This is a genomic window from Caballeronia sp. INML1 (assembly GCF_023631085.1).
In the GTDB taxonomy this organism is placed as follows: domain Bacteria; phylum Pseudomonadota; class Gammaproteobacteria; order Burkholderiales; family Burkholderiaceae; genus Caballeronia; species Caballeronia turbans.
The window spans coordinates 29,965-51,737 of sequence record NZ_JALQDT010000067.1; the positions used below are offsets into that span (position 1 = coordinate 29,965).

Sequence of the window (21,773 nt, forward strand, 5' to 3'; positions counted from 1 at the left end):
GAGGTCCGCCGGCCTCGCGCGTGCCGGGTTTCATCGCTGACGAGATTAGGAGCGTTTCATGTTCTCTCCCGCAGTTCTTGGCCAGGTATTCGTGGACGGCATCGGCCTGAGCGCCATCTACATCCTCATCGCGCTCGGATTCACGCTGCTGTTCGGCATCATGCGCGTGGTGAACTTCGCGCACGGTGCGTTCGCCATGCTCGGCGGCTATGCGCTGTATTACCTGTACGGCGGCTTCGGTCTGCCGTATCTGATCGCGGCGCCGCTTTCGGCGCTGATCGTGGCGATCGTCGCGCTGCTGCTCGAACGTATCGTGTATCGCTTCTTCTACCAGCGGATGTTCCAGAGCATGATCGGCCTGCTCGGGCTCGACATGGCGATCATGTACACGGCGGTGATCGTCTGGAACGCCGAGGAGCGCTCGGTGCCGCCGAGCACCGATGCGCTGCTGCAGATCGGCGGCCTCGTGTTTCCGGCGCAGAAGCTCATCATCATCGGCATTGCGGCGGTTGCGCTGCTCACCTTCTACGTTTTCACCCACTACTCGCGCTACGGTCTCGCGATGCGCGCCGCGGCGCAGGACGTCGATATCGCCGAAGCGCAGGGCGTGAACAGCACCGCGATCTATCGTCTCGCCTTCTTCATCGCCATCTTCATGGCCGCGCTCGCGGGTGGGTTCTACGCGCAGACCTACGCGCTCTCGCCGTTCGTCGGCGAGCCTCAGCTGATGATCGCGTTCATCGTGGTGATTCTCGGGGGCATGGGCAGTATTCCCGGCGTTGCGCTCGGCGGACTGCTGCTCGGGCTCGCAAACAGCTTTCTCGGCACCTTCTACGGCAGCGCCATGTCGATATTCGTGTCGTTTGGCGCTGTGATCCTGCTGCTGATCTTCCGCCCGTGGGGCCTGCTTGGAGCGAAAGAAGCATGAACAAACCCTCCGTTCTTCAATCCGCGCTGCGGCCAGGGCTTCCGTTGCAGCCCGCGCCGCAGGCGAGCGCCTTGCGGCCGGCGCGCCGCTGGCTCGCTCATCCCGCGGTGATCGCCGTCGTGCTCGTCGTGCTCGTGGCATTGCCGCTCTTCGGGCAGGACAAGTTCGTCCTCTCGGTGGCCGTCACCACGTTCATCACGGCCATTGCCGCGAGTTCGTTGCACCTCATCGTGCGCACGGGTCATGTGTCGCTCGGTCATGCCGCGTTCATGGGCATCGGTGCTTATGTGTCGGCTATTTCGACGATGAACTTCGGCCTGCCGTTTCCGGTGTCGGTGTGCCTCGCCTTTCTCGCGCCCGCCGCGCTCGCGCTGATCGTCGGCCCGATTCTGCTGCGTCTCACAGGCAAATACTTCGTGCTCGTGACGCTGCTCTTCGGCGAAATCGTGCGCACCGTGTTCGTCAACTGGACGAGCGTAACGGGCGGCTCGAACGGCATCTCCGGCGTGCCGGGGCCAAGCGAGTTCTTCTCGAACGCGGTGCCGTTCTATTACCTCGCGCTCGGCTTTGCAGTCGTCATCATCGGGATCGTCGGCCGGCTGCTCGGGTCCGAAATCGGCCGGATGATCGATTCGGTGCGGGAAGGCGAATCGCTCGCGCGCTGCTCGGGCGTGCCGGTGCTGAGCACGAAGGTCGCGGTGTTCGTGCTCGCATGCGGGATCGTCGGCGTAGCGGGCGCGCTGCAGGCGCATTTCGTGCACTACATCGATCCGACTTCGTTTGCGCTCGAACAGTCGCTGAATCTCGTGGTGATCAACGTGATCGGCGGGATGTACACGCTGATCGGGCCGATCGTCGGCACGGTGTTCGTCGTGCTGCTGCCGGAATTCCTGCGCGGCTACGTGGAACTGCAGCACGTCGTCTTCGGCATCGTGCTGATCCTCGTCATGGCGTTCTTTTCCGGCGGCATCGCCGATGCGGGCGTGCTGTTCAAACGTCTCGGCCTGGGACGCGGAGGCCGGCAATGAGCGCGCGCCTGCTTCAGATCGAAAAGTTATCGCGGCATTTCGGCGGGCTTGCCGCCGTGTCGGAACTGACGTTTCACGTCAACGAGCACGAGATACTCGGCATCATCGGGCCGAATGGCGCCGGAAAAACCACGGCGATCAATCTCGTGAGCGGTATGATCCGGCCAAGCAGCGGTCATGTGCGGCTCGAAGGCGAGGACGTGACGGGACTGCTGCCGCACGTTCTCGCGCGCAAGGGGCTCGTGCGCACGTTCCAGTCGACCACCGTATACGGCGGACGCACGGTCTATGAAAACGCCGTGCGCGGCGCCTTCCTCGGGATGTATCCGGGCGCGATGGCGGCGTTCTTCAATACGCGCCGTGCGCGTGCGATGCGTGCCGAAAGCGAGCACCGCGTGGCCGAGTTGCTCGAATGGCTGAACCTCGCCGATGTCGCTTCCTTGCAAGCCGGCAGCCTGCCGTACGGCTATCAGAAGACGCTCGGCATGGTCATCACGCTTGCGGCGCGGCCGCGCATCGTGATGCTCGACGAGCCGGTCGCGGGTCTGAGCGCGGAGGAGGCCGATCACGTGCGCGACACGATCCTGAAGATCCGCGACCGCGGCATCACCGTGATCGTCATCGATCACAACATCCGTTTCATGAAGGGCCTGTGCGATCGCGTGATGGCGATGCATCAGGGCCATGAGCTGACGACCGGCGCACCGCTCGACGTGCTGGCCGATCCGAAGGTGATCGAAGCGTATCTGGGGAGGGGACATGCCGCAGCTCACGGTATCTGATTTGAACGTCCGTTACGGGCGCGTGATCGGCACGCATGGCGTGTCGTTCTCGGTCGAGGCCGGCGAGATCTTCGCGCTCGTCGGCAGCAACGGCGCGGGCAAGAGCAGCGCGATCAAGGCGATTCTCGGCATGGCGCACTATGCGTCCGGCTCGATCACGTTCGAAGGCGAGAACATGCGCGGGCTCAAGACGAGCGAGATCGTGCGTCGCGGCATCGCTATCTCGCCGGAAGGGCGGCGCGTGTTCGGGCAGTTGTCGGTGGCGGAGAACCTTCGCATGGGCGCGTTCACGCGCCCGCGCGATGAGGCCGATCAACGCGTCGAGCAGATCTATGCGTATTTTCCGCGTCTCAAGGAGCGCTGGAAGCAGCATGCGGCGAGCCTGAGCGGAGGCGAGCAGCAGATGCTCGCCATCGGCCGCGCGCTGATGTCGAAGCCGAAGCTGTTCCTGCTCGACGAACCGTCGCTCGGACTCGCGCCGATCGTCGTCGAACGAATCGGCGATGTGCTCGACGAAATTCGGCGCGTGGAGCAACTGACCGTGATCCTCGCGGAGCAGAACGCGCACTGGGCGATGCATCTCGCGTCGCGCGCCGTGATTTTCGAGCTGGGCCGTTCGGTCAACACCGGTCCGACCGAGCAGTTGATGAAAGACCCCGCCGTGCAAAGCGCATATCTCGGTATCTGATTGCGGCGATCGCTGCATGAAAGAAGGGCTGCCGCCGGCAGCCCGCATCCGTTACGACGATGACACGATCACGGCCACTGCGCACCGCGCTGACCCACATAGACCGCGATCAACGATGACGCCGTCGTCACGAACAGGCGATTGCGTTTCGGCCCGCCGAACGTGAGGTTCGTCGCGACTTCCGGCAGATGGATCTTGCCGAGCAGCGCGCCGTCGGGGGCATAGCAGTGCACGCCGTCGCCGGCCGTGGTCCATACGTTGCCTTCGGTATCGACGCGAAAGCCATCGGGCACGCCGGGCGAAATCGTCGCGAACACGCGTGGACGCACGAGGCGCACACCGTCCACGACATCGAACGCGACGATATGGTGCGGGCCGTTCGGGTCGTGCGAGACGCCCGAATCGGCGATGTAGAGAATCGACTCGTCCGGCGAGAACGCGAGCCCGTTCGGCTTCACGAGTTCGCTGGTCGCGATGCTCAGTTCGCGCGTCGCGGGATCGAGCCGGAACACATGGTTCGCGCCGATCTCGCTCTTCGCCTTGTCGCCGGTGTAATCGCTGAGGATGCCGTAGTCGGGGTCGCTGAACCAGATGCTGTCATCGGACTTCACGACGATGTCGTTCGGCGAGTTGAGGCGCTTGCCTTGGAAGCGATCCGCGAGCACCGTAATCGTGCCGTCGTGCTCCGTTCGCGTGACGCGGCGGCCGCCGCTCTCGCAGGTCAGAAGACGTCCCTGACGGTCGCGCGTGTTGCCGTTGGCGTTGTTGGACGGATAGCGATACACGGTTGCCGGCGCGCCTTCCACCCAGCGCATGATGCGGTTGTTCGGGATGTCGCTCCACAGCAGACATTCGCTGTCGGCGAACCACACCGGACCTTCGGGCCAGCGCATGCCGGTATGCAGCACTTCGATACGCGCATTCGCGACGATGCTCTGGCGGAAGCGTTCGTAATCGACTATTTCGAATTCTGGACTCAAGTTCGTCTCCTTCCTTTGGGTGTATCGACAGGCGGCTAGCGGTTGTCTTTCGCATTCCATGTATCGACGGGAATCGTGGGCATCTCGAAGACATCCGCCATGCGCAAGTAGTGGTGACCGTGCATGCGGCCGACGAGCTGAAGCCGCTGCGTATCGATCCAGCAGCGTTGCGCGTCGAGCACCGCTTCGTCGGGGACGTGCATCGCGAGCACTTCGCCGAGCACGAGCGAACGCCGCGTGCCGAGCGCGATGATCTGCATCAGCCGGCATTCGAACGACACGCGGCTTTCAGCGATGCGCGGCGTGCGGATCAGCGTGGACGGCGCCGGCGTGAGGCCCGCTTCCGCGAACTCGTCCACCGCCGGGCCGAACTCGATCGCGGTGATGTTCATCTGCTCGACGCAGTCGGCGCTCACGAGATTGACGACGAATTCCTTCTGCAAACGCACGTTCTCTCCGGTGTCCTTGCGGTCCGAATCGGAACGATGATTGATCGCGAAACCCAGCGTCGGCGGGTCTTCGGCGAAGACGTTGAAGAACGAGAAGGGCGCGGCGTTGGGCTTGCCGTTCGCGTCGATGGTCGATACCCATGCGATCGGACGCGGCGTGACCGTCGACGACAACAGCTTGTAACGCTCGATCGGTTTGAAGCGGGAGAACTCGAAATACATGACGTTCCTTCGGCAAGTGCGCGGGTGCATTGCGCCTCGTATAAATATAGATTATATAATGCATTATATGTGTTGCATCCGTCAACGAAGCCCATAGAAGCATCGCGTCGGAACCATACGAAAGTCCACACGGCGACGAAACCGTCGTCAATCAGGAGACAAGCATGCAATCTGTCGATCCCGCTTCGGCGGTGTCTTCGCATCACGCTGCGGCACCGGGTGTCTCGATCTATGGGCGCATCACGCGCCGGCTTCTGCCCTTGCTGTTCATCTGCTATGTGGCCTGCTACCTCGACCGCGTCAACATCGGTTTCGCGAAGCTGCAGATGGCGTCGGATTTGAGCTTCAGCGATACGGTGTACGGGCTCGGCGCGGGCACGTTCTTCATCGGCTATCTCGCGTTCGAAACGCCGAGCAACATGATTCTGTATCGCGTGGGCGCGCGGCGGTGGCTCGCCCGCATCATGGTGACCTGGGGCGTCATCTCGGCGGCGATGCTTTTCGTCCGGACGCCCGGCGCGTTCTATGCGACGCGCTTTTTGCTGGGCGTCGCGGAAGCAGGCTTCTTTCCGGGCGTGGTGCTGTATTTGACGCAATGGTTTCCGTCGCGCCGACGCGCTGGCGTCGTCGCGATCTTCATGACGGGCATTCCGGTATCGGGCGTGCTTGGCGGGCCGCTGTCGGGATGGATCATGAGCAGCATGGGCGGCACCGGCGGTTTGGCGTCGTGGCAGTGGCTTTTTCTGATCGAGGCGATGCCGTCCGTCGTGCTCGCGGGCGTGCTCTGGAAAGCGCTTCCCGATCGCGTGGCGGACGTCGACTGGCTGAGCCCGGCGGAAAAAGGGTGGGTGCAGTCGCAACTCGACGCCGAGCACGATGCGAAGCCCGATGCTTCGCTCCGCCAGATGTTCACCGACGCGCGCGTATGGCTCTGCGTGCTGATCAACTTCTGCATCGCGACCGGGCAGTACGGCGTCAGCTTCTGGCTGCCGACGCTGATCAAGCGTCTCGGGCTGCACGACAACTTTCAGATAGGCTATCTCAGCGCGATTCCGTACCTGGCGGGCGTCATCGCGATGCTGATGCTCTCGCGCACCGGAGACCGGCTGCGCGAGCGCCGCTGGCATGTGGCCGCGCCCGCGCTGGTCGGCGCCGCTGGCTTCGTGCTCAGCACGTTCCTGCAGCACGACACGACGCTCGCGCTGGCCGCGCTGACCATCGCGACCGGCGGCGTCATGGCGACACTGCCGCTGTTCTGGTGTCTGCCGACATCGTTCTTGAAGGGCGCATCCGGCGCGGCGGGCATCGGGCTCATCAATTCGGTCGGTGCGCTGGCCGGTTTCGTGAGCCCGCTCTTGACCGGCGTGCTGAACGACTTCACACATGACGCGCGCTATGGCGTCGCCATGCTGGCCGCGTGGCTCGTGCTCGGCGCGGCGCTGGTGCTGCGTTTGCCGCGGGCGCTAGTCAACCGGTAGGGCGCACGGCGGCCCGGCGTTCCTCTCACGTATTTCACGAAGGACTTTTCGATGACGACAGAAGCGAATCACGAGTCAGGCGAGGACATCGGCATTTCCGTCACACGCGAGGATTACGCGGATCTGCGCGATGCGGTGCGCCGCATCTGCCGCGATTTTCCGGGCGACTACTGGCGCAAGCTCGACAACGAGCGCGGATATCCGACCGAATTCGTGAATGCGCTGACTGCCGGCGGTTTTCTGGGCGCGCTGATCCCCGAAGCGTACGGCGGCTCCGGCATGCCGCTGCGCGCGGCCGCCGTGATTCTCGAGGAGATCAATGCGAGCGGCTGCGTCGCGAGTCCCGCGCACGCGCAGATGTACATCATGGGCACGCTGCTGAGACACGGCAGCGAGGCGCAGAAGCGCCGCTATCTGCCGGAGATTGCGTCGGGCGCGCTGCGGCTGCAGGCGTTTGGCGTGACCGAGCCGACCACCGGATCGGATACGACGCAACTGAGAACGCGCGCGGAACGGCGCGGCGATGTCTATGTCGTGAACGGACAGAAAGTATGGACGTCGCGCGCGCTCCATTCGGATCTGATGCTGCTGCTGGTTCGCACGACGCCGGCGGCGCAGTGCGCGAAACGAACCGATGGTTTGTCGACGCTGCTCGTCGATCTGCGCGAGGCGAAGGGCAGGGGCATCGATATCCGGCCGATCCCGGCGATGATCAATCACAACACGACCGAGATCTTCATCGAGAATCTCGAAGTGCCGGTCGAAAACCTGATCGGCGAGGAAGGCAAGGGCTTTCGCTACATCCTCGACGGCATGAATGCCGAGCGGATTCTCGTGGCGCAGGAGTGCATCGGCGATGGCCGCTGGCTGCTGAAAAGGGCCGTCGATTATGCGAACGAGCGCAAAGTGTTCGGACGCGCGATCGGACAGAATCAGGGTGTGCAGTTCCCGCTCGCGCGCGCCTACATGGAACTCGAAGCCGCCGATCTGATGGCGCGCAAGGCCGCGGCGCTATTCGAGGCGGGGCAGCCGTGCGGGGCCGAAGCGAACATGGCGAAGCTGCTCGCGTCCGAGGCGACCTGGCACGCCGCCGATACCGCACTGCAAACGCACGGCGGCTTCGGTTATGCCGAGGAATACGGCATCGAACGCAAGTGGCGCGAAGCGCGGCTTTATCAAACTGCGCCGATCTCGACGAACCTCATTCTCGCGTATCTCGGCGAGCATGTTCTCGGGCTGCCACGGTCGTATTGATGCGCGAACGTTTCGCGGCGCGTCCCTCATTCACAGTCATCGAACTGCCGGCCGACCTCTTCGATATGCGTTTGCATCGCTTCGGCGGCCCTATGAGGCCGATGCGCGCTGATGGCGTCGTAGATCGCGCGATGCTGCGCAAGCCGCGCCGTCGCGAGCCGATGCGATTCATCCTCGGAAGCCGACGCCAGCAGCGTGTTTCTCGCGATATGGCTGCGCAAGGTCGAACCTGCGTTGAGGCAGAGCGTGGCCAGCATCCGGTTATGCGAAGCGCGGACGAGCGCCAGATGGAAATGCGCATCCGCGAGCGCTTCGGCTTCCACGTCTCTCGCGTGCACGGCATCGGTCATGCGCTGAAGCAGCGTCTGCAACTCGCGCAGATCGCTGTCGGCTGCGCGCGTCGCGGCGAGCCTCGCAGCGGCGCATTCGACGACGAGCCGGAATTCGAGCGTGTCGCGGCGCGAAGCCGCGGTTTCGCCGAACATCGAAGGCTCCAGCATGTCGGATGCGGGCGGCGCGCGGCGAATGAACAGCCCGCGGCCGTGACGCGCGTCGATCGCGCCGGTTGCGATCAATCGCTGGATGGCCTCGCGAAGCGTCGAGCGCGATACGCCGAGTGTCAGCGCCAGTTCGCGTTCGGGCGGCAGACGCGGCTCGTTGCGCAAGCCGGCTTCTTCGATAGCGCTTTCGAGCTGACGGGCGACGCGCGCGACCGTCTCGCGACGTCCGGCCCTACGCTCGGTCGTGTGGGGCTGCTGCATCGGTGGTCTGACCATCTTGGTGAGTGCCCAAGGTTGTTTCAACATGGTGGGGTCGCGCTTTGCTTCCCCGCGAACATCGGCGCGCCTGGCGCGTCTCCCTAAAGGTGAGAACGAATGGACGAAATCAATCAGTATTCCCTATTTATCGATGGAGATTGGGTTGTGTCGAGCGGCACGGCGCGGCTCACGGTGCGCAATCCGGCGACAGGCGAAACCATCGCCACGGCCGCCGACGCGACGGACGCGGATATCGACCGCGCGGTTCAGTCCGCGGCGGCGGCATTTCCCGCATGGAGCCGCCGCACGGCCGTCGGGCGCGCGGACTTCCTGTTGCGCCTGAACACGCTGATCCAGCGCGATCACGAACGCCTGGCGCGGCTGCTGACCCAGGAAGTCGGCAAGCCGATCCGCGAGGCGCGCGGCGAGATCGATTTCGCGATCTCGCTGATTCGCTTCGCCGCCGAGAATGCGCGCCGCCTCGAAGGCGACATCGTGCCGGGGAGCCGTCCGGGCGAAAAGATCCTGATCGACAAGCAGCCGCATGGCGTGATCGCCGGCATTTCGGCGTGGAATTTTCCGGCGGGTCTGCTCGCGCGCAAGGTCGCGCCGGCGCTCGCGGCCGGCAATACGATCGTGCTCAAGCCGCATGAACTGACGCCGGTGACATCGCTCGAAATCGCCAGGCTCGTCGCCGAAGCGAAGTTCCCGGCGGGCGTCGTCAACATCGTGAGCGGCGGCATTCCGGCGGGACAGCGCCTCGTCGCGAATCCGGCCGTGAAGATGATCACGATGACGGGCAGCACCGCGGCGGGCAAAAAGATCATGGCCGCGGCCGCGCCGACGCTGAAGGAAGTCCGCCTCGAACTCGGCGGGAAGGCGCCGTTCATCGTGCTCGCCGACGCCGATCTCGAAGCGGCCGCCAGCGCGGCCGTCGAGGCGCGCTTTCTCAACGCGGGTCAGGTCTGCACGTGCAATGAACGCACGTACGTGCACGAAGCCGTCTACGACCGCTTCCTCGAACTGGTGAGCCAGAAGATCGGCGAGATCAAGGTGGGCGATCCGTCGAACGAAGATACGACGATGGGCCCGAAGATCAGCGCCGCCGAGCTCGAAAAGGTCGAGGCGATGGTCGCGAAGGCGGTGCATCAGGGCGCGCGCGTGCGGATCGGCGGCGCGCGGCTGAGCGGCGGCGTGTACGAGCGCGGCCATTTCTACGGTCCCACGCTGCTGACGGACGTGACGCACGAGATGGACATCGTGCAGGGAGAGGTGTTTGGTCCGGTCATGTCGGTGCTCAAGGTGCGCGATTTCGACGAGGCGCTCAAACTCGCGAACGATTCGAGCTACGGCCTTTCCGCCTATCTCTTCACGAAGGATCTCGGCGTGCTGATGCGCACCGCCGCCGAACTGAACTTCGGCGAGATCTACGTGAACCGCTCGCTCGGCGAAGCGCCGCAAGGTTTCCATCATGGTTACGGCGATAGCGGCCTGGGCGGCGAGGACGGCAAGTACGGGCTCGAAGCCTACGTTCGCACGAAGACGATCTATCTGAACGCCTGACGCAGGCGCGGGCGCAAGCCCGCGCATCGTGCTGCGCGTGTCAGTTGCAGGGAGCGGGCGCGATGCCGTGGAGCATGTGGCGGAACGCGATCATTCCCGGATCGTCGAGACCGATCGAGCGCTCCGCGAACATCCGCGCGCGCCCGATCCGGTTCGGCTGCGTTTTGAACGACGCGATCGTCTCGTCGACGGCCGCACTCGCGGCGGCGTATTGCGTATGAGGATCATCGATACCGTCGATGGCGTCGTGCGCGGCCGCCAGCGTATCGAGCACGGTCTTGTCGCCGAGCTTCGCGCCGCCGCGCTGGGACATCGCATCGAGCGCGGCTTGCAGCGCCGCCGGCAGGTCGCGCCAGGCGAGTGTCGCCTGGTTATCGAGCCGGCGCGCGAGCGTCATGAACGCCACGGTCAAAAGCGTGCCGAAGCTCGATCCCGACGCGCGCGCGCAAGCCTGCGCGCAGGCCTTGAACAGCAGGCCGAGATCCGCGTACGGACCGGCGTCGAGCGCCGTGCGCACGCGCGCGGCGCATTTTTCGAGCGTCGCGCCGAGGTCGCCGTCGCCGAGCTGTCCGTCGAGCCGATTGAGCTCGGGCGCCACTTCGTCGATCCGGTCTGCCCAGCGGCGCAGCGCGGCTTCCATCTGTGAAGTCGTGAGAGACATCGTCAGTTGCTCCAGAACGGACAGCGCGCGGGCGCGCGCAGCAGCGTTTCGAGATCGGCGTCGAGGCGCTGGATCGTGAGCGATGCGCCCGTCATTTCCATCGACGTCGCATAGCGCCCGACGAGCGGCGCGACGATGCTCACGCGCTTCGCATCTAGCAGCCGCGCCACCGCGCGATAGAGGATGTAAAGCTCCTCGTGCGGCGTCGCGCCGAGCGAGTTGAGCATGACGGACACGCGCTCGCCCGCGCCCACGTCGAGGTCGGCGAGCACGCATTCGAGCATTTCGCCCGCGAGCGCATCGGCCTGTTTCAGCTCGCCGCGCCAGATGCCGGGCTCGCCGTGAATGCCCATCCCCATCTCGATCTCGCCTTCGCCGATCGTGAAGTTCGGTGTGCCGACTTCCGGCACGATGCAAGGCGTCAGCGCGACGCCGATTGTGCGGCATCCGGCAATGGCCTTGCGCGCGCTGCCGGCCACGTCGTCGAGCGTGGCGCCGCGCTGCTCGGCGCGCGCACCGGCGATCTTGTACGCGTAGACGATACCCGCGACGCCGCGGCGCTTGCCGCTTTCGTCGGCGGATGCGCTCGCGACGTCATCGGTCACGAGCACCGTTTCGCTTTGCATGCCGTCGAGTCCGGTCAGCTCGCAGGCCATGTCGAAGTTCATCCGGTCGCCGCCGTAGTTGCCATACAGGCAAAGCACGCCCGCGCCGCGCTCGGCGGCATGCATCGCGTCGATGCAGTCGCCGACGGTCGGTCCGGCGAACACGTTGCCGATCGCGCAGGCATCGAGCAGCCCCTCGCCGACATAGCCGGTGAAAAGCGGCATATGGCCCGAGCCGCCGCCGGACACGACGCCGACCTTGCCTTCGAAGCCCGGCGTCGCGCGCGCGATCACGCGGCCGCTTTCGCCGGCGCGGCGGTATGTGTCGGGATGGGCTGCGCACAGGCCGTCGAGCATGTCGTCGACATACGCGCCCGGTTCGTTCATCAGCTTCTTCATGCGTTCCTCCAGCGGTGCGTGTGCGTCAGGCGGGGACGAAGCGCGCGAGCGATACCTCGGGCGTCACGTCTTCGAACTGCACTTTCATCGGCATGCCCATCTTCACATCCTGGGGAATGCCGTCCCCGAAGTTGCCGACGACGATCGGGCCATCGTCGAGTTGAACGAGGCAGACGTGATACGGCAGCTCGCCGCGAAAGGCGTCCCAGTACGCGCGATGAAACGTGACCCACGAGACGAGCGTCCCGCGGCCGCTGACCGCTTCCCACGCCTGCGCATCGGACAGACACGAGGGGCACACGGGCGATGCCGGAAAATGCCGATGGCCGCATTGCCGGCACACCTGCACCGACAGCCGATGCTGGCGCGCGAAGTTCCAGTAACCCTTCGAATACTCGTCGATCGCCGGTAGCGGCTTGTCATAGGCAGTGGTCATGGCTTATCCCTTCGTGTAGATGATCGATCGGGTGCACGGCGTGGCCGCGATGTACTGCACGACCTCGCAGTCCTTCACCTGGCGCGCGCCGCATTCGCCGCGCAACTGCCGCACCGCTTCGACGTTGAGCGCCCAGCCCTGCATATACGAATTCGACAAGTGGCCGCCATCGGTATTCGTCGGCAGCCGGCCATGCACGCCGAGCGCGCCGTTCTCGACGAACGCGCCCGCCTCGCCGCGCTCGCAGAATCCGAGCCCTTCGAGGCTGAAGAGCACCGTCGGCGTGAAGTTGTCGTAGCACATCAGGGCATCGACATCGTCCTTCGTGACGCCCGCCATCTCGTAGGCCTGCGTGCCCGCCTCGCGCACCTCGTCGTACCAGAACTCGGGATCGAAGTTGCCGATGGCGGAACGCTCGAACGCATCGCGCGCGCCGACGCCCGAAATCAGCACCGGCTGCTTCCGGAGATCGTTCGCGCGCTCGCGCGTCGTGAGGATCATGCAGACGGCGCCGTCGTTGATGAGGCAGTAGTCGAGCAGACCGAGCGGCTCGACGATCCTGCGTATCGACGCGTGATCCTCCAGCGTGATGGGCTTGCGCATGACCGCGTCGGGATTCAGGATCGCGTTGTTGCGAAACGCGACGGACACTTCCCCGAGCTGGCGCGTCGTCGTGCCGTAGCGCTCCATATGCATGCGGAACATCAGCCCATGCGAAGCGCCCGGCGACGTGAGGCCCCACGGGTCCCAGAACGATGCGAATTCGTCGCCGCCATAGTTCATCCGGCGCGAGCGGCCGATGTTCGTATAGATCAGCGCGACGTATTTCGCCGCGCCCGTTTCGAGCGCGAGCATCGCTTCGGCGATCGCCATGCCGGACATGCGGCCGTGGCCCGGCAGCGTCATCGTCCAGCGCGGATTGAGGCCGAGGATCTCGCCCATGCGCGCATAGAAGGGCACGCGGCAGCAGAGCAGGCCGTCGATCTCGTTCTTGTCGAGCCCGCAATCGGCGATCGCGGCCTTGAATGCCTCGGCGCCGAGCGCGTAATCGTCGACGGCGGGGAAGTCGCCGTAAGGCGTGTTGCCGACGCCGACGACGGCGATCCGGTTACTGAGGCCCTGCATCGGATTCATGCTGTGTCTCCGTTCGATATGGGATGGTCGGTGCAGACGCGCTCAGATCACGCCTTCCTCGCGCAGCGCGTCGATTTCCGACGCGCCGTAGCCGAGCCACTGGCTGAGCACGTGTGCGTTGTCCTCGCCGTAGCACGGCGCGCCGCGGTCGATCACGCCGCCGCTGTAGGCGGGCGTCGCGGCGAGCTTGACCGGGAATTCGATGACCGGCCAGCGGCCGATGCGCGTGCCCGTTACTTCCGTCAGCCAGTCGAGTTCGGCGAGTTGCGGATCGGCGTCGCAGCGGCCGGCGGCCGTCTGGCACACGCCGGCCGGCACGCCCGCGCGCTGCAGGCGCTGCATGCAGGCGTAAGGCTCCTGACTCGACGTCCACGCGCCGACGAGCGCGTCGAGTGCGTCCTGGTGAGCGAGCCGCTCCGTGAGCGTTGCGAAGCGCGGGTCGCCGGCGAGCGCGGGCAGTTGCGCGGCGTCGACGAAGGCGTGCCAGTGCGCGTCGCTGAAACAAGCGATCGCGATCCACGCGTCATCGCCCGCGCACCGGTACGCGCCGTGCGGCGCGGCGCGCTTGTACGGCGAGCGGTTGCCATAGCGCGCCCAAACGCGGCCATTGGCCGACCAGTCGAGCACGGACGACGCCGTCTGGAAGATGCCGGATTCGCACTGCGACGAGTCGATCCACTGGCCTTCGCCGGTGCGCTCGCGGTGATAGAGCGCGCCGAGCGCGGCGAGCGCGAAGCCGTATGCGCCGATCCAGTCGAGATACGAGTAGCCCCATCCGGCAGGCATCGCCGGATCGGGCAGGCCGGACATCTCGGTGCTGCCCGCGAACGACGCGGCCACGGGCCCGACCGTGCGGAACCGGCCATAGCGGCCGATCGTGCCCATGCCCGACTGCTGCACATAGATGATGTCCGGCCGGATCGACTTCAGCACGTCGTAGCCGAGGCCGAGCCGTTGCAGCACGCCGGGCGAGAACCCTTCGGCGACGATATCGCACTGGCGGATCAGATCCTTCGCGATGGCGAGACCTTTCGGATGCCGGATGTTCAACGACATGCCGCGCTTGCCCGCGTTCTTGTTGTTGAACTGCCCGCCCATGTCGGGGTCCGTGACGCCCGGCAGCGGCCCGGTGGCCTTTTCGCGCGCCTCACGGCCGCCGACCGGCGCCATCGCGGCCAGCCGCGTGTCGGGATTCTCCTTCCATTCGACCTTGATGCTTTCCGCGCCGAGCGCGTTCAGGAAGCGCGTGCCGCCCGCCGATGCGAGAAACCACGAGAAGTCGAAGATGCGCACGCCCTGCAACGGGAATGGCTTGCCATGCTTCGAGAGCGTCACGCCGGACGGCGACGGATCGCGAGGCCGCGCGGGCAGCTTGTCCCCTTCGCTGCGCGCGAGCGGCTTCGTGAGCGGCTTCGTGAGCGTGGCGTCGTCGTTGTGTTCGCCAAGGAACGGCGCGCGCGTGCCCGCCTGCCATGCGGTTGCCGTGCCGAGCCATTTGCTGGTCGGATAGCGGAAGCTGCGGCCGAGCTCCGGATGCTCGATGTCGCTGAATGATGAGCGCGCGAGCCAGTGCTCGTCCTCGGCATTCTCGTGAGGCTTGCGCACGGGCGCCCACAGCAGCCCAGCGTCCTGAGCTTCGCGCCACGGCAGTTGTTCGTAATCGTACGAGCCGACGAAACGCTGGATGACTTCGAGCATATGGCGCGTATCGGCATCGACCTCGGTCGAACCCGGCGTGTTGCGAGCCGTCATGTCGGTGTCGCTCGGGGGCGGCTGCAGGTCCTCGGCCTTGTCGAACTGCTGGAGGAACGGCACGAGCCGCGCCTTGTCGCGCGCGGAGACGCCCCATGTCATGTTCCAGCGGCCGTCCGACGTGCGGCTGATGTTCGGCACATCGCTCGGCGTCTCGGATGCGTGCCGCGCCGTCTGCCGATAAAGCGGCGCATGCCGCATCACCCACGACATGAGGTCGAGCTCGGTGTTGATCGACACGGCTTGATGGATCGCGCACGAGACATCCTGACCTTCGCCGGTGCGCAAGCGGTGCATCAGCGCGGCGAGAATCGCGACGGCGGTCTGGTCGCCGGCGATGTGATACGCGTGCCAGATCTGCGGCGCGATCGGGGGCGTGGAGTAGGTGCCGTCCGGATTCCGGTCGTAGCCGCAGTTCATCATCACGCCGCCGAGCGCGAGATGAACGAGGTCCGATGCGCGATAGTCCTTCCACGGTCCGGTGTCGCCGAACGGTGTGATGCGCGCATGGATCAGCGCGGGAAATCGCTTTGTTACCGGCTCGCCGAGGTCCAGGTCGCGTGCGAGACGGCCGCACGTGCTGTCGAGCAGGATGTCCGCGTGGGCCAGCAGGTCGAGCAGTCGCGCACGGCCCGTGGGACTCGCCGTATCGAGCGCAACCGATTTCTTGCCGCGATTGTAGGCCCAGAAATGCAGCGAACGCTCGCGGTCTTCGACGTCTTCGTAAAACGGCCCGATGCCGCGCGTCGTATTGCCGTGAAGCGGTTCGATCTTGATGACCTCGGCGCCCAGTCCTGCCAGCAGCAGACCACAGTATTCGCCGGTTTCGTCGGCGACTTCGATGACCCTGAGGCCGCTCAGCATGCCGGGAAGCGTAGCGGGGTCGGGCATGCTGGGTCCGGAAGCGGTGGGATGCGACATGGTTCTCCTTTGCCGGGCCGTGTTACCCGGAATCGTCGATGCAAATTATAAAATATATTCTATAACGCGGTCACGTCACTTTCGATTTGAATCTCAAGCCGGGGATCGGGCGCGGCGAATACGCGCCGGGACGCGGCGTGCGCCGACGCGCACACAAAATGCATCGGCGACGGCGCGGGGGCTGCGGCGTCGTACAATACGGCCTGGCGTTGCCTTGCAGGCTGAGCGTGCCGGCTCAATCGGCGGGCCCGAAGCGCGATCGCACCTTCTCTGGACAATCATGGCTTTCCTCACAAAACTCGATCACGTGGCAGAACGTTTGCGAGAACGGATCATCTCGGGTGAGTACCCGCGCGGCCACAAGCTGAAGCAGGCGGATATCGCCGCCGAGCTCGGCGTATCGATCACGCCGGTGCGCGAGGCGCTCAAGGCGCTCGAAATGGAAGGCTTCGTCGTCAGCGAACCGCATCGTGGCCTGTCAGTGCCCGATATCGATCCGATGCGCGCACGCGAGATCTTCGAATTGCGCGTCGTGCTGGAACGCATGCTTGCCTTCAAGGCCGCCGAGCGCGCGACGAAGGAAGACATCGCCGAGCTGCGCGCGATGCACAAGGAGTTCGTCGCGCTGGTCAAGAGCGGTGAACGCTTTGCGATTCGCGCCGCGAACGTGCGGTTTCACTTCCGGCTCTACGAGATCGCCGACTGTCAGCAGACGCTGCAGTTCGTCCGGGTGCTGTGGGCCAAGTTTCCGTTCAACTTCCATTACGATCAGGCAGGGCGGTTCAAGCAGTTGCCGCACGAGCACGTCGAGATCCTGCGCAAGCTCGAAGATCACGACGCGCAGGGCGTGGCGGATGCGATGACCCAGCACATCGAGGCCGGCTGGGTCCGCGTCGAGAAGAATCTGACGACACCGTCGACTGCCGCCTGACGATGCTGCCCGGCTAGCGCTGCATCGGCGCTGGCCGGAAGGCGCGGGCCGCGATCAACGTCCCGCGCGGGCGGGGCTGAGCGACTGCCCCGTTTCGGCGGCGGCCGGTGCGATCGGCTCCTCTTCCACCAGCGAGCGGCGGCAGGTTTCCGGCAGCGTCAAATACAGCACGACGAACGCGATCAGCGCGATCGCGCAAAGATAGAACGCCGGCGACACCGCGATGCCCGTGCTTGCCACCAGCGCGGCCGCGATCAGCGGACCGGTGCCCGCGACCGGCCCAGCGCCGAGGTTGAGCGCGAGCGCGCCGCTCGTCATCCGCGTGCGCGGCGGGAACAACTCCACGACGACAACCGTGTTCATCACGTTGATGAGCGCCTGAAACGACGCGAAGATCACGAGTCCCGCGAATGCGATCAGCAGGCTGCCCGACGACAGCATGAAGAACACCGGCAAGCCGAACGCCATGTGTCCGAAGATGCCGATGAGGAAGGTCTTGCGACGGCCGATCACATCCGACAGCCAGCCTGCCAGCGGACAGAACAGCCCGTACAGCACGAGGCTCGCGCCGCTTACCATCACCGATTCGGTGCGTCCCAGATGACCGGTCACGGGCAGATAGTTCACCATGTACGTGACGAAGTAGTAGAAGCCGAGGCCGGTGATGCTCGCGAACAGGAACGCGATGCCGATCATCCGGATATCTTCGTTCAGCGAAGCAAGGAACGGCGTTCTGGCAACGCCGCCCGCTGAGCGCGCCTTGATTTCCTCGAACACCGGCGTGTCTTCGAGCTTCAGCCGCATGTAGAGGCCGACCAGCCCCACAGGCACCGCGAGCACGAAGGGAATGCGCCAGCCCCACGCATCGAATGCCTGCGCATCCAGCCTGCTCGATATGGCGAACACCACGAGACTGCCTGCCGCGACGCCGAATGCGGCCGTCGCCGAAATCACGCTCGCCGCGATGCCCCGACGATTCGCCGGCGCATATTCGACGAGAAACGTGCCCGCACCCATCCATTCGCCGCCGACGGACATGCCCTGAACGCAGCGCGTGAGCAGAAGCGCGACGGTCGCCCACATGCCAATGCGCTCATAGGTCGGAAGGATCGCGAGCACGAACGTCGCCGCGCTCATGACGATGATCGCGATGGCGAGCGACTCCCGCCGGCCGACACGATCGCCGATCATGCCGAGCACGATGCCGCCCAGCGGACGAAGCAGGAAGGCGATGCCGAACACCGCGAGCGACGAGAGCAGCGCGACGGTCGTGTTGCCCGCCGGAAAAAACGCGTGACCGATATTGACCGCGACGAAGCCATACACCGCGAAGTCGAACCATTCCATGAAATTGCCGATCAGTGTCGCGATGACCGCGCGCCTTCTGCGAGTCGAGATGTCGGCCTTGGAGCCGCCGTTCGTCGTGTTCAATTCAGTCTCCGGTTTTGTCTGTTCTGTAGGTGGATCGCGCGCCGATGCGGCCCGCGATTCAGCGCAGCGAGCGGTTCCAGTTCGTCGTCGGCGCGCCGGCGATGGGACTTTCGAAGGTCAACACCGCATCGCCGAGCAGGCAGCCGAGGTAGGCGGTTCTCCTGTCGGGGCCGCCGAACACGAGGCTCGATACGCTTTTCAGCCGCGATGTGCCGGTCGTCGCCATGTCGTCGGGCGTGAGCGAACGGGTCGCGTAGCGCGCTGCGAGGTAATCCGTGTACTCGACGTCGAGGTCTTCGAGCACGATCTGCGTCGAGCCGTCCGGCCGAACGACTATGACGCGGTTGCTGCCGACGCATGTGACCCACACGCCGCCGAATGCGTCAAAGCACAGGCCGTCCGGAAAGTCGGCGCCTTCGTATTGGCAGACGATTTCCTTCGGTCCAAGCGCCGGTCCCGGCAGGAGGGGGAACCGGCTCGTCTTCCGCGCGTAGGTTTCGTTCACGTACAGCCACTTGCCGTCCGCAGAGAAGGCAATTTCGTTCGTATAGCCTAGACCGTCCGCCACGATGCGCGATCCTTTCGCGTCCGCCACGCCGATGAAGCCATCGGCGACATCGCGCGTCCACGCATGCGCACGCGGACGCATGCGCGTGCTGACCGTGAACCAGATCGCGCCGTTGCCGTCTTCGACGACGAAGTTCGTCGGTGGCATGGGCGTGTTGTCCACCGTCTCCACGACGGGTTCGACCGCGCCGTTTCCATCGATGCTGAAGATGCCGCCGAGCTCGCTGCCGAGGTTGGCGAACAGCACCTTGCCGCGCGTCGATAGCGCGATGCCATTGGGCACATAGCGACGCGGATTGCCGTCGGCCGGCAGGATATGACGTGGCGAGCCGCCGGGGCGCCAATGCGTGTAGCCGCCTGCGCCGTGCGCGGCGATCAGTTCGCCCGTCTCAAGCGCGAGCACGCACTCCGGCCGGGTGAGGCCGGCGGCGGAGACGCGCAAGTCGGAAAAACCAAGCCGGAAGTCTGGCCTGAGTGGATAAGACATCGGAAGCTCTCCCGCACGGGTTGGACGTGAAAGCGCGCACGCGGCACGCGGAAACGCCGGTACGTCTGCCGGCGGTCCAAGACAATATAATTTATATTTAGCATTTTATAAAGTGGCACCCATCGAACGCGGCGGCGGATGGTGCTTACATCTGCGCGCCGATCATCCAGGGCACGAATTCGTCGTCACCGACGCCAAGTGCTTCGCTTCGACTCTTCTCGCCGCTGGCGACGCGCAGGATTGCGCGGAAGATCTCTTCGCCTTTTTCCTGCACCGTGGCGCTGCCGTCCATGATGTCGCCGCAGTTGATGTCCATGTCGTCGCGCATGCGCTCAAACATCTTCGTGTTGGTCGCCAGCTTGATCGATGGCGCGGGTTTCGCCCCGAAGCACGAACCGCGTCCCGTCGTGAAAAGCACGAGATTGGCGCCGCTTGCGACCTGGCCGGTCGCGCCCATCGGGTCATAACCGGGCGCATCCATGAAGACGAGGCCGTGCATCTCGATGGGCTCCGCATAGCGATACACGCCCATGAGCGGCGTCGATCCGCTCTTGGCCACCGCGCCCAGCGATTTCTCGAGAATCGTCGTCAGGCCGCCTGCCTTGTTGCCCGGCGTCGGATTGTTGTCGATGCTGCCTTTCTCGCGCTCGGCGTAGCCTTCCCACCAATGAATGCGCTCGACGATCTTCTCGCCGACCTCGCGCGAGATCGCGCGGCGGGTGAGCAGGTGTTCCGCGCCGTATATCTCCGGGGTCTCGCTCAGGATCGCCGTGCCGCCGTGCCGCACCAGCAGGTCGACTGCCGCGCCGAGCGCGGGGTTCGCCGTGATGCCCGAATAGCCATCCGAGCCGCCGCATTGCAGTGCGATGCTCAACGCCGACACGGGCACCGGTTCGCGCGTGACTTCGTTCGCGGCGGGAAGCAGCGCGTGGACCGCCTCGATCGCGGCGTCGATGGTTGCTTGCGTGCCGCCCAGCTCCTGCATCACGAGCGGAACCATGCGCGGTCCGCTTTGCACGTTTTCGGCGACGAACATGGCGCCCATCTGATTGGCTTCGCAGCCCAGTCCGATGACGAGCACGGCGGCGAAATTGGCGTGCTTCACATACCCGCCGATGGTTCGGCGCAGTTGCGCGATGCCCTCGCCGTGGTGATCGATGCAACAGCCGAAGCTATGCGTGACGGGCACGACGCCATCGACGTTTGGATAATTCGCCAGCGCCCCGGGTGCTGCGAAATGTTGTGCGACGCGTTTGGTGACGGTGGCCGAGCAGTTGACCGTGCTCACAACGCCGATGTAGTTGCGTGTCGCAATGCGTCCGTCGGCCCGGCGAAAACCCATGAAAGTGAGCGGTGCGCCGGGTGGGTCGACGGGTTTGACGTCGCAGCCGTACGCGTAGTCACGGTCGAATGCGCCGATCGAGAGGTTGTGCGTATGCACGTGCTGGCCGCGCGCGATATCGGTCGTGGCGAAGCCGATCACCTGGCCGTAGCGGCGCACCGCTTCCCCCTTGGTGACCGAACGCAATGCGATCTTGTGGGCGGCTGGGATATCGTCCAGCAGGACAATGTTGCCGAATTCAGGCAAGGTGGTGGCTGCCGGAAGAGCGTCGCGCGCAATCGCGACGTCGTCCGCGTTGTCGAGCTTCAGTGCGCGTGAAACGATGCCGGGGCTGAGCGAATTCATGTCGATCCTCCTATGCGATCGGGTTGGGAACTGATTCTCTAAGTGTCCGTGCGGTGTTGATAGTGCAGTAAGCTGGCGTCCCGGGACACGTGGTCGGACCAACGCTTCCTTTCGATCCATAGGGACCAGCAACGGCTCCATCTAGCCCACTCGAAGGCCGCGCTGCGGATGCCGACGGGGGAAACGTCATCCCGGACCCGCCTCTTGCTCTTGATTGGGAAAGGTGCCGGCATCGAGCTGGTCAATCCGAGTTTCCCTCGAAATTTCGACCTCCAGCGAGTCGTGTGTAAACTCTGAAGGAAGGACCTATAGATGCCAACGAACGCTTAGATCGCTTCGCGATGATCGGCGAAGGCTCCCAATGTCGAGCGGCAGCACGGATGTGTAACGACCGTTTGTCCCATGCTAAGACTACTCGGCTGGCTCGCACAGTTACGCCCGAAGTGACGCGCGTCTTTACTTAGGGACAACTAACGATGTCACGGCCAGATTGAAATGTCGGGGTGCGGGCTAAATACAGATGTCGTATCTATCCAAGGATTTTGCTCTCACGCAGTGTTGAAGATGCAGGGTCGAACGGGCAGGGCGCGGGTGCGTCGACTTCCCCGTTTGCTGAGCGCCGAGCTGTTTTT

Annotated in this window: 19 protein-coding genes; 8 read left to right on the forward strand and 11 right to left on the reverse strand. The window is 64.8% G+C overall.

Annotation, left to right across the window (positions count from 1 at the left end):
- The first annotated feature begins 58 nt into the window (after nt 1-58).
- From NCR38_RS27340 to NCR38_RS27355, 4 genes are read left to right on the forward strand one after another with little or no spacing between them, the layout of a single operon-like run.
- Nucleotides 59-928 carry a branched-chain amino acid ABC transporter permease gene (locus NCR38_RS27340; RefSeq protein WP_250477869.1) on the forward strand — a complete coding sequence of 290 codons (870 nt, stop codon included), beginning with the start codon at nt 59-61 and terminating at the stop codon, nt 926-928.
- Nucleotides 925-1,956 carry a branched-chain amino acid ABC transporter permease gene (locus NCR38_RS27345; RefSeq protein WP_250477870.1) on the forward strand — a complete coding sequence of 344 codons (1,032 nt, stop codon included), beginning with the start codon at nt 925-927 and terminating at the stop codon, nt 1,954-1,956. Before NCR38_RS27340 ends, NCR38_RS27345 begins: the two co-directional genes overlap by 4 nt.
- A complete protein-coding gene (locus tag NCR38_RS27350; protein WP_014193383.1) occupies nt 1,953-2,738 on the forward strand; it encodes an ABC transporter ATP-binding protein in 786 nt (261 codons plus the stop codon). The genes NCR38_RS27345 and NCR38_RS27350 overlap by 4 nt, the downstream gene beginning before the upstream one ends.
- Nucleotides 2,716-3,426: an ABC transporter ATP-binding protein gene (locus NCR38_RS27355; protein WP_014193382.1), complete on the forward strand. Its 711-nt coding sequence runs from the start codon at nt 2,716-2,718 to the stop codon at nt 3,424-3,426. The genes NCR38_RS27350 and NCR38_RS27355 overlap by 23 nt, the downstream gene beginning before the upstream one ends.
- A gap of 68 nt (nt 3,427-3,494) precedes the next feature.
- Here the strand turns inward: NCR38_RS27355 and NCR38_RS27360 are convergent, their stop codons facing one another.
- Nucleotides 3,495-4,406, reverse strand: a complete 912-nt coding sequence (locus tag NCR38_RS27360; RefSeq protein ID WP_250477871.1) for an SMP-30/gluconolactonase/LRE family protein — start codon at nt 4,404-4,406, stop codon at nt 3,495-3,497.
- A 35-nt stretch (nt 4,407-4,441) separates the two neighbouring features.
- Nucleotides 4,442-5,077, reverse strand: coding sequence for a flavin reductase family protein (locus tag NCR38_RS27365; protein ID WP_053570491.1), 636 nt, complete (start codon nt 5,075-5,077; stop codon nt 4,442-4,444).
- Between the two features lie 164 nt (nt 5,078-5,241).
- Here NCR38_RS27365 and NCR38_RS27370 point away from each other — a divergent pair, with 164 nt between their 5' ends.
- Nucleotides 5,242-6,555, forward strand: a complete 1,314-nt coding sequence (locus NCR38_RS27370; RefSeq protein ID WP_250477872.1) for an MFS transporter — start codon at nt 5,242-5,244, stop codon at nt 6,553-6,555.
- A 51-nt stretch (nt 6,556-6,606) separates the two neighbouring features.
- On the forward strand, nt 6,607-7,809 hold the full coding sequence (locus tag NCR38_RS27375; RefSeq protein ID WP_250477873.1) for an acyl-CoA dehydrogenase family protein: 1,203 nt from the start codon (nt 6,607-6,609) through the stop codon (nt 7,807-7,809).
- Between the two features lie 26 nt (nt 7,810-7,835).
- Here the strand turns inward: NCR38_RS27375 and NCR38_RS27380 are convergent, their stop codons facing one another.
- Nucleotides 7,836-8,615, reverse strand: a complete 780-nt coding sequence (locus NCR38_RS27380) for a FadR/GntR family transcriptional regulator (RefSeq protein WP_250477874.1) — start codon at nt 8,613-8,615, stop codon at nt 7,836-7,838.
- Between the two features lie 69 nt (nt 8,616-8,684).
- Between NCR38_RS27380 and aldA the strand changes: the two genes are divergently transcribed.
- The gene (gene aldA, locus NCR38_RS27385; RefSeq protein ID WP_250477875.1) at nt 8,685-10,130 is read left to right on the forward strand and encodes an aldehyde dehydrogenase; all 1,446 of its coding nucleotides are present in this window, start codon (nt 8,685-8,687) and stop codon (nt 10,128-10,130) included.
- A 40-nt stretch (nt 10,131-10,170) separates the two neighbouring features.
- Here the strand turns inward: aldA and NCR38_RS27390 are convergent, their stop codons facing one another.
- Genes NCR38_RS27390 through NCR38_RS27410 form a run of 5 tightly spaced genes read right to left on the reverse strand, consistent with a single transcriptional unit; the run spans nt 10,171 to nt 16,008 of the window.
- Nucleotides 10,171-10,791, reverse strand: a complete 621-nt coding sequence (locus NCR38_RS27390) for a DAK2 domain-containing protein (protein WP_250477876.1) — start codon at nt 10,789-10,791, stop codon at nt 10,171-10,173.
- Between the two features lie 2 nt (nt 10,792-10,793).
- Nucleotides 10,794-11,795 (reverse strand): dihydroxyacetone kinase subunit DhaK, encoded by a 1,002-nt coding sequence (locus NCR38_RS27395; protein ID WP_250477877.1) that lies wholly within the window; start codon nt 11,793-11,795, stop codon nt 10,794-10,796.
- A gap of 25 nt (nt 11,796-11,820) precedes the next feature.
- Nucleotides 11,821-12,231 carry a Zn-ribbon domain-containing OB-fold protein gene (locus NCR38_RS27400; protein WP_233409651.1) on the reverse strand — a complete coding sequence of 137 codons (411 nt, stop codon included), beginning with the start codon at nt 12,229-12,231 and terminating at the stop codon, nt 11,821-11,823.
- Nucleotides 12,232-12,234: 3 nt separating this feature from the next.
- Nucleotides 12,235-13,365: a thiolase family protein gene (locus tag NCR38_RS27405; RefSeq protein ID WP_250477878.1), complete on the reverse strand. Its 1,131-nt coding sequence runs from the start codon at nt 13,363-13,365 to the stop codon at nt 12,235-12,237.
- A gap of 42 nt (nt 13,366-13,407) precedes the next feature.
- The gene (locus NCR38_RS27410; protein ID WP_250477879.1) at nt 13,408-16,008 is read right to left on the reverse strand and encodes a CaiB/BaiF CoA-transferase family protein; all 2,601 of its coding nucleotides are present in this window, start codon (nt 16,006-16,008) and stop codon (nt 13,408-13,410) included.
- Here NCR38_RS27410 and NCR38_RS27415 point away from each other — a divergent pair.
- A complete protein-coding gene (locus tag NCR38_RS27415) occupies nt 16,007-16,969 on the forward strand; it encodes a GntR family transcriptional regulator (protein WP_250477880.1) in 963 nt (320 codons plus the stop codon). The two genes, NCR38_RS27410 and NCR38_RS27415, sit on opposite strands and share 2 nt — an antisense overlap.
- Nucleotides 16,970-17,023: 54 nt before the next feature.
- On the opposite strand, the gene NCR38_RS27420 is transcribed toward NCR38_RS27415, so the two are convergent.
- From NCR38_RS27420 to NCR38_RS27430, 3 genes are all read right to left on the reverse strand, one after another.
- Nucleotides 17,024-18,400: an MFS transporter gene (locus NCR38_RS27420; RefSeq protein ID WP_250477881.1), complete on the reverse strand. Its 1,377-nt coding sequence runs from the start codon at nt 18,398-18,400 to the stop codon at nt 17,024-17,026.
- A 58-nt stretch (nt 18,401-18,458) separates the two neighbouring features.
- The gene (locus NCR38_RS27425; RefSeq protein WP_250477882.1) at nt 18,459-19,454 is read right to left on the reverse strand and encodes an SMP-30/gluconolactonase/LRE family protein; all 996 of its coding nucleotides are present in this window, start codon (nt 19,452-19,454) and stop codon (nt 18,459-18,461) included.
- Between the two features lie 145 nt (nt 19,455-19,599).
- Complete coding sequence (locus tag NCR38_RS27430; RefSeq protein WP_250477883.1) at nt 19,600-21,141, reverse strand: UxaA family hydrolase; 1,542 nt, start codon at nt 21,139-21,141, stop codon at nt 19,600-19,602.
- Between the last annotated feature and the right edge of the window lie 632 nt (nt 21,142-21,773).

What these genes read in the sequence shown, in the direction of transcription:
- NCR38_RS27340 (WP_250477869.1), top strand. Translation starts at nt 59, where the DNA reads ATGTTCTCTCCCGCAGTTCTTGGCCAGGTATTCGTGGACGGCATCGGC.
- NCR38_RS27345 (WP_250477870.1), top strand. Translation starts at nt 925, where the DNA reads ATGAACAAACCCTCCGTTCTTCAATCCGCGCTGCGGCCAGGGCTTCCG.
- NCR38_RS27350 (WP_014193383.1), top strand. Translation starts at nt 1,953, where the DNA reads ATGAGCGCGCGCCTGCTTCAGATCGAAAAGTTATCGCGGCATTTCGGC.
- NCR38_RS27355 (WP_014193382.1), top strand. Translation starts at nt 2,716, where the DNA reads ATGCCGCAGCTCACGGTATCTGATTTGAACGTCCGTTACGGGCGCGTG.
- NCR38_RS27365 (WP_053570491.1), bottom strand. Translation starts at nt 5,077, where the DNA reads ATGTATTTCGAGTTCTCCCGCTTCAAACCGATCGAGCGTTACAAGCTG.
- NCR38_RS27370 (WP_250477872.1), top strand. Translation starts at nt 5,242, where the DNA reads ATGCAATCTGTCGATCCCGCTTCGGCGGTGTCTTCGCATCACGCTGCG.
- NCR38_RS27375 (WP_250477873.1), top strand. Translation starts at nt 6,607, where the DNA reads ATGACGACAGAAGCGAATCACGAGTCAGGCGAGGACATCGGCATTTCC.
- NCR38_RS27380 (WP_250477874.1), bottom strand. Translation starts at nt 8,615, where the DNA reads ATGTTGAAACAACCTTGGGCACTCACCAAGATGGTCAGACCACCGATG.
- aldA (WP_250477875.1), top strand. Translation starts at nt 8,685, where the DNA reads ATGGACGAAATCAATCAGTATTCCCTATTTATCGATGGAGATTGGGTT.
- NCR38_RS27390 (WP_250477876.1), bottom strand. Translation starts at nt 10,791, where the DNA reads ATGTCTCTCACGACTTCACAGATGGAAGCCGCGCTGCGCCGCTGGGCA.
- NCR38_RS27395 (WP_250477877.1), bottom strand. Translation starts at nt 11,795, where the DNA reads ATGAAGAAGCTGATGAACGAACCGGGCGCGTATGTCGACGACATGCTC.
- NCR38_RS27400 (WP_233409651.1), bottom strand. Translation starts at nt 12,231, where the DNA reads ATGACCACTGCCTATGACAAGCCGCTACCGGCGATCGACGAGTATTCG.
- NCR38_RS27405 (WP_250477878.1), bottom strand. Translation starts at nt 13,365, where the DNA reads ATGAATCCGATGCAGGGCCTCAGTAACCGGATCGCCGTCGTCGGCGTC.
- NCR38_RS27415 (WP_250477880.1), top strand. Translation starts at nt 16,007, where the DNA reads ATGCTGGGTCCGGAAGCGGTGGGATGCGACATGGTTCTCCTTTGCCGG.
- NCR38_RS27410 (WP_250477879.1), bottom strand. Translation starts at nt 16,008, where the DNA reads ATGCCCGACCCCGCTACGCTTCCCGGCATGCTGAGCGGCCTCAGGGTC.
- NCR38_RS27425 (WP_250477882.1), bottom strand. Translation starts at nt 19,454, where the DNA reads ATGTCTTATCCACTCAGGCCAGACTTCCGGCTTGGTTTTTCCGACTTG.
- NCR38_RS27430 (WP_250477883.1), bottom strand. Translation starts at nt 21,141, where the DNA reads ATGAATTCGCTCAGCCCCGGCATCGTTTCACGCGCACTGAAGCTCGAC.